General features: G+C 44.5%; 5 protein-coding genes. 3 read left to right on the forward strand and 2 right to left on the reverse strand.

Going from position 1 to position 5,043, the window contains the following annotated elements:
* Positions 1 to 177 precede the first annotated feature (177 nt).
* Positions 178 to 1,374, reverse strand: coding sequence for an MFS transporter (locus ISALK_RS14555; protein WP_160723590.1), 1,197 nt, complete (start codon positions 1,372 to 1,374; stop codon positions 178 to 180).
* Positions 1,375 to 1,548: 174 nt separating this feature from the next.
* On the opposite strand from ISALK_RS14555, the gene sppA reads away from it, so the two are divergent.
* From sppA to ISALK_RS14570, 3 genes are all read left to right on the forward strand, one after another.
* Positions 1,549 to 3,135 carry a signal peptide peptidase SppA gene (sppA, locus tag ISALK_RS14560; protein WP_160723592.1) on the forward strand — a complete coding sequence of 529 codons (1,587 nt, stop codon included), beginning with the start codon at positions 1,549 to 1,551 and terminating at the stop codon, positions 3,133 to 3,135.
* An 82-nt stretch (positions 3,136 to 3,217) separates the two neighbouring features.
* On the forward strand, positions 3,218 to 3,511 hold the full coding sequence (locus ISALK_RS14565) for a nitrous oxide-stimulated promoter family protein (protein ID WP_160723594.1): 294 nt from the start codon (positions 3,218 to 3,220) through the stop codon (positions 3,509 to 3,511).
* A 54-nt stretch (positions 3,512 to 3,565) separates the two neighbouring features.
* Positions 3,566 to 3,892 carry a DUF1475 family protein gene (locus tag ISALK_RS14570; RefSeq protein WP_160723596.1) on the forward strand — a complete coding sequence of 109 codons (327 nt, stop codon included), beginning with the start codon at positions 3,566 to 3,568 and terminating at the stop codon, positions 3,890 to 3,892.
* A gap of 94 nt (positions 3,893 to 3,986) precedes the next feature.
* Here ISALK_RS14570 and ISALK_RS14575 read toward each other — a convergent pair whose 3' ends face one another.
* On the reverse strand, positions 3,987 to 4,802 hold the full coding sequence (locus ISALK_RS14575) for an energy-coupling factor ABC transporter permease (RefSeq protein ID WP_160723598.1): 816 nt from the start codon (positions 4,800 to 4,802) through the stop codon (positions 3,987 to 3,989).
* Between the last annotated feature and the right edge of the window lie 241 nt (positions 4,803 to 5,043).

The raw sequence follows: 5,043 nt of genomic DNA on the forward strand, positions 1-5,043 counted from the left end.
TGCGTATGACATTGGCATAACTTCTACATAAAACCGTGGGGCACACGGGGTTAGCTCGCTTATGCTGTAGCCGGTAGGCTACTCGAACGAGAAGCCCCCACTTCTATAAGTGGTGGGAGTATGTCACAAACTATAAATAGGAAAGGATCCTATCAAAACAGTGGGCAATGATAAAATCTAGGGTTCTTTATCCTGGAGCTTATGTTTGAACAAGTGATAAAAAACCAGGGTTCCCAGCAGATAAAAAGTAATGGTAAAGGCATAGGGGGTATTATAGCTGAAATTTTCCATAATCCAGCCTCCCAGAAAAATGCCCAGGGCCCGGGTCAGATTGTTGATCATGGCCCGCATGGAACTCATCAGGGGGCGATGGTGTTCCAGTACAATATGCATGGAGATATTACGGATTAAAGGCTGGCCCATGTTCATTAGAGAACTTCGGAGAAAAAAGGCGATGGCCACGATGACTATCCCCTGGGGAACGCCGATGGCAATGAGCAGGGGAATACTTAAAAGTTGGGTGGCAACAATGGTTTTATAGGTTCCGATGCGCTTGCCTAAAATGGGAACACTGAGGCTTCCGAAAACCGTACCCAGCTGGGCAAAGCTCAGGATGAGACCGACGACGCCTTCGGTAGTCTCCAACATATATCGTAAATACACACCGAAAAAAGGAACCACCATGCCCGCCCCAAGACCGATCAATCCGGTATAGAATAAAAAGGAGATATTCAACTTCGTGAAAAATCCTTTGAATTCTTGAAAATCCAAACGTTTCACCGCTTTTTCCGGTTTGGGTTTTAACAGACCCAGGGGAATGATGGCAATAAGGCTCGTGGCACTTACCAAAATTAAAGCGTAGCGTATGGATTCGGGTCCCGGTCCTAGGGACTGTGCAAAGAGATCCGCAAGAAATCCGGTAAAGAGCGACCCGACCATAAAAGCGGCATTTCGGGTTGCAAAGGTTAAACTAAAGGCATGCACCCTTTCCGCTTCCGTAGCCTGATTGTAAATGAAAGGGGACTCCACGGTCATCATGGCCGCCTGACCAAATCCGAAAATTACGGCAATCCCTTTGATTAATGGAACGGTCTCCACTAGGGCAATGGAAATACTACTGATCCCCACGGTTAACAGACCCATTATCAGGGTGCGCTTATGTCCGATTCGACCGGCGATAAAGGCAATTAAAAAGGTAAACAATCCTACCGAAAGTCTTCGAAGGGATAAAATCGTTCCGACCAAGCTTTCAGGATGGCCCAGTTCGATGATATAGATGCCGAAAAAACCATTAAAAGATGCGGAGGTAAGACCGTATAAGAAAACAACAAATATGAATTTTTTTATGATGGGATTTAAGTTTTTATAGCTCATTATACTATTATATAGTTAGCTACACGAAATATCAATAGGAACCCTTGATTTTCTCTGATTTCAAAAGCGGAAAAAAATATTGCAATTAACCCCGGCTTTTGCAGGAAAAACCTAAAGAAATATCGAATATAACAGTAGGTACGCTTATGGACGAAATTGATAAGGAGGTAGTTTATGAAACATGTAAAAATTCATTTTAAGGGCCGCGGGGTGGAGTCGAAAAATTTATATAAGACCAACCCGATTCTTGATCAGGACAAGGAATTTTCCATGGATCGTTGGAAAGTGATGGTGGAGAGGATCCTGGAAAAAAAGAGTCTGCAAAAAATATATTTCATTCTCGAGTCGGATTTTGAAGTTTATCCCGGGCAGTTGGAAGAATTGGGCCGAGGACTGGAAAAACTGCGGAGCCATGGAAAAACCCTTTATTGTTATGCTAAATCCTATGAATTGAAAGAGCTGTTTATTGCATCCTTCTGTCATCATCGAATTATGCCGGAAGACGGCGTGATCATGCATCTGGGCTCTTCCATGAAGCGAAATTATTATAAAGGACTGCTGGACCGTTTCGGTGTGAAGGTGGATGTATACCGGCGAAAAGAATACAAAGGAGCGGCGGATTCCTTTCGCACATCGAAGATGGAAAAGGAACAACGGGAAGCCTATGGTCTTGTTTTAAAAAGGATCCTGGAAACCTTGGAAGAAACCGTGGTTAAAAATTTAGCCTTACCGGATAATTTCTTTCAAGATTTAAAAGAGGGGAAAAGCTTAAGAATGCAGGAAGCCTTGGATAAAAACATCATTACCAAAATCGCCTATCAGGAGGATTTACTTCGGATATGGAAGATCGATAAGGTGAAAGAGGAAAAAATCAAAGTGTTGGAGGAAGCCTATGGCCGAGGAAAGAAAGTAGGGGTTCTCAGCTTTGACGGAAATATTATTGACGGGGAGAGTCAAAAAAGAGGGCTGATGGGCCCTGCCATTGGAGACCTCAGTATGGTAAAGGAGATAGAAGCCTTACGGGAGGACAAAAAAATCCATGGAGTGGTTTTTAAAGTGAACTCCGGGGGTGGTTCCGCCACCGCCTCGGCGGAAATTTATCAGGCCTTGTTAAAGCTCAAGGAGAAAAAACCCTTAGTGGTGGTGCAAACCGGAGTGGCAGGTTCGGGAGGATACTACATTTCCATCCCGGGATCGAAAATTTATACCCAGCGAAGTACCATCACGGGATCTATCGGAGTAATTACCATGTTATTCTATCTAAAAACCTTTTTGGAAGATAAAGGGATTAACCATGACGGAATAGAAGATGGAGCCTATGCGGATTTGATGTCTGTCTGGCGGAAACGGGACAAAAATGATGAGGCGTTGATCATGAAAGAGATTGATCACATCTATGAAGGCTTTAAAGATAAAGTGGCCAAGGAGCGGAACTTTTCCAAAGATGAGGTGGAGGCCGTGGCAAAGGGCAGGATATGGCCCGGGATCGATGGGATCAATCAGGGAATATGTGATGAAATCGGAGGTCTGGATGACGCCCTGCTTTATCTGAAGGAAGTCCTGGGGGAAGAAAAACTGCAGGTAAGCTTTTATCCGAAGAAAAAAGAAAATATACTGATGCGTTTGATCGCCGGGAACGCTCCGGGGGTTGAGATGGAGTCCTTGCAGCAATTAGCCACCGTAAAAGAAGAGGTGAAAACCCTAAACGGTAAGACGATGATGGGGGATGAAAACCTTTTATTATCCTCCTTTAGGATCTAATAATGAAAAATCCTTGAAAAGGAGGTCTCCCGAGGACAGGGGCTTCAAAGGAGAAATATATCCGGGCGAAGGAGGAGAATCCATGGGAAAGATCCACAGGGAAAAAAGGATCGTCGCCGATATGATTCGTTTTTACTGCGATAAAAAACACCCACAGAAGAAAGACCTCTGTAAACACTGCTCAAACCTATTGGACTATGCCCATAAAAGACTGGAAAACTGTCCCTACGGTGAGAAAAAAACTTCCTGCAGAAGATGTTTGACCCACTGCTATAATCCGGACATGCGGATGGCCATCAAAAGAGTGATGGGTTACGGTGCACCGAGAATGTTCTTTTATAAACCGGCTGAATGGATCAAGCATCTTTTTTCCTAGGGGTTACAACCGGGGGGATTGGACAAGAATGGATATAAGAGGAGGCCGACAGTTATGAGATGGATTAAACTACTTGGGTGGCTCGGGGTGGGGGCCATGACCGTGGTAATCGGGAGTGCCTTCATTAACGGAAGCTTTACCGAGGACGGCGGGGCGCTTTTACAAAATCCCTGGGGGATCGTCTCCCTCGTGGATTTATATGTAGGATTTGTTTTGTTTTCCATATGGATCGTTCTTCGAGAGGAGAAAACCTCAGCAATCATACTATGGGTTGCGGCGATGATGATTTTAGGATTTTTTACCGGCAGCCTGTATGTATTAAAGGCGGCCTACGAGAGTAAGGGAGATAAAAAGATTTTTCTGATGGGGACAAAAGGATGAAGCGTACTTATAGGTGACGTTATAACTATAAGTAGAGGGAAATAAGAAAAGACCGGCAGCTCCAGGGAGCCGCCGGTCTTTGATGTTGGTGTAATTAATGTTTCAATAGATCCGGCCGTACCTTCCATAAAAACCGAACGATTAATGCGGTGACGGTAGCCTCTAAACCGATTCCGATAACCAGGATCCCAATCAGGGCAGCCCAGCCGGTTAAAACGAAGTAGTCAAGGTCTTGTACTGCTTCGATAAAGCCTTCGTCATGATCGTCATGGTAATGATCTTCTTCATCCTCATGGTGATAGTCTTCCTCATCCTCATGGTAATGATCCTCCTCATCCTCATGGTGATAGTCTTCCTCGTCGTCGTGGTGATGGTCTTCCTCATCCTCGTGGTAATGGTCGTGGTCGTCGTGGGGTAAGGCTTCCGGCAGGCCTACGGTAGCGCCTACGAGACTCACCATCAAGGTTAGGGATATCAGAAGAGCCACCACCGTTGCTCCCGCCGCCGCTTTCGTTCGGCCCCAGTTCTTAGCCAGGCCGTGGAACAGATAGTATCCGATAATGACCTCGGAACCGATGATCAAGGTGTTGATTCCCACAATGGTAATTCCTCCGTGACCGAAAAGGGCCAGGATGATGTTGACGGTAAAAACAACGATAAAACCGATGCTGGGACCCACCAGAATCCCCACCAGCACAGCGAGACTGAAATGCAGGGGGATAAAGCCCAAGGGGATGGACATTCCTACCAACATAATGGCTGCGGACATGCCTGCCAGTGGGACTTTCTTTCCCATATCCTGGTTTCCAATTTTTTTAATCAGAATAAAAATCATCACTGCAGTAAGTATGTAGCCTGCAATCCACCAGAGATTGGGGATTATTCCGTCGGGAATATGAATATGACTCATTGAATTCACTCCTTTACAATTTATTAAATGCAAGCCACTTGCATTTGTGAATGTTTTCAGTATAACTGCATTGTTTTATTTTGTCAAATAAAAGGGTTCTTGCAATTGAATCCGTATGATCCATATATGATAATGTCTTAATATATCACAAGTGACTATGTCCCAAATACTATTAAATCTATTATAATAGAACCTCAGGACTAAGAAATGAGGTGGACATAATCAGAAAGGTAATATTAAC

The organism is Isachenkonia alkalipeptolytica (assembly GCF_009910325.1).
In the GTDB taxonomy this organism is placed as follows: Bacteria; Bacillota; Clostridia; order Peptostreptococcales; family T1SED10-28; genus Isachenkonia; species Isachenkonia alkalipeptolytica.

Bases quoted from the DNA above. Each gene is read 5' to 3' on its own strand.
- ISALK_RS14565 (WP_160723594.1), top strand. From the start codon at position 3,218: ATGGGAAAGATCCACAGGGAAAAAAGGATCGTCGCCGATATGATTCGT.
- ISALK_RS14555 (WP_160723590.1), bottom strand. From the start codon at position 1,374: ATGAGCTATAAAAACTTAAATCCCATCATAAAAAAATTCATATTTGTT.
- sppA (WP_160723592.1), top strand. From the start codon at position 1,549: ATGAAACATGTAAAAATTCATTTTAAGGGCCGCGGGGTGGAGTCGAAA.
- ISALK_RS14570 (WP_160723596.1), top strand. From the start codon at position 3,566: ATGAGATGGATTAAACTACTTGGGTGGCTCGGGGTGGGGGCCATGACC.
- ISALK_RS14575 (WP_160723598.1), bottom strand. From the start codon at position 4,802: ATGAGTCATATTCATATTCCCGACGGAATAATCCCCAATCTCTGGTGG.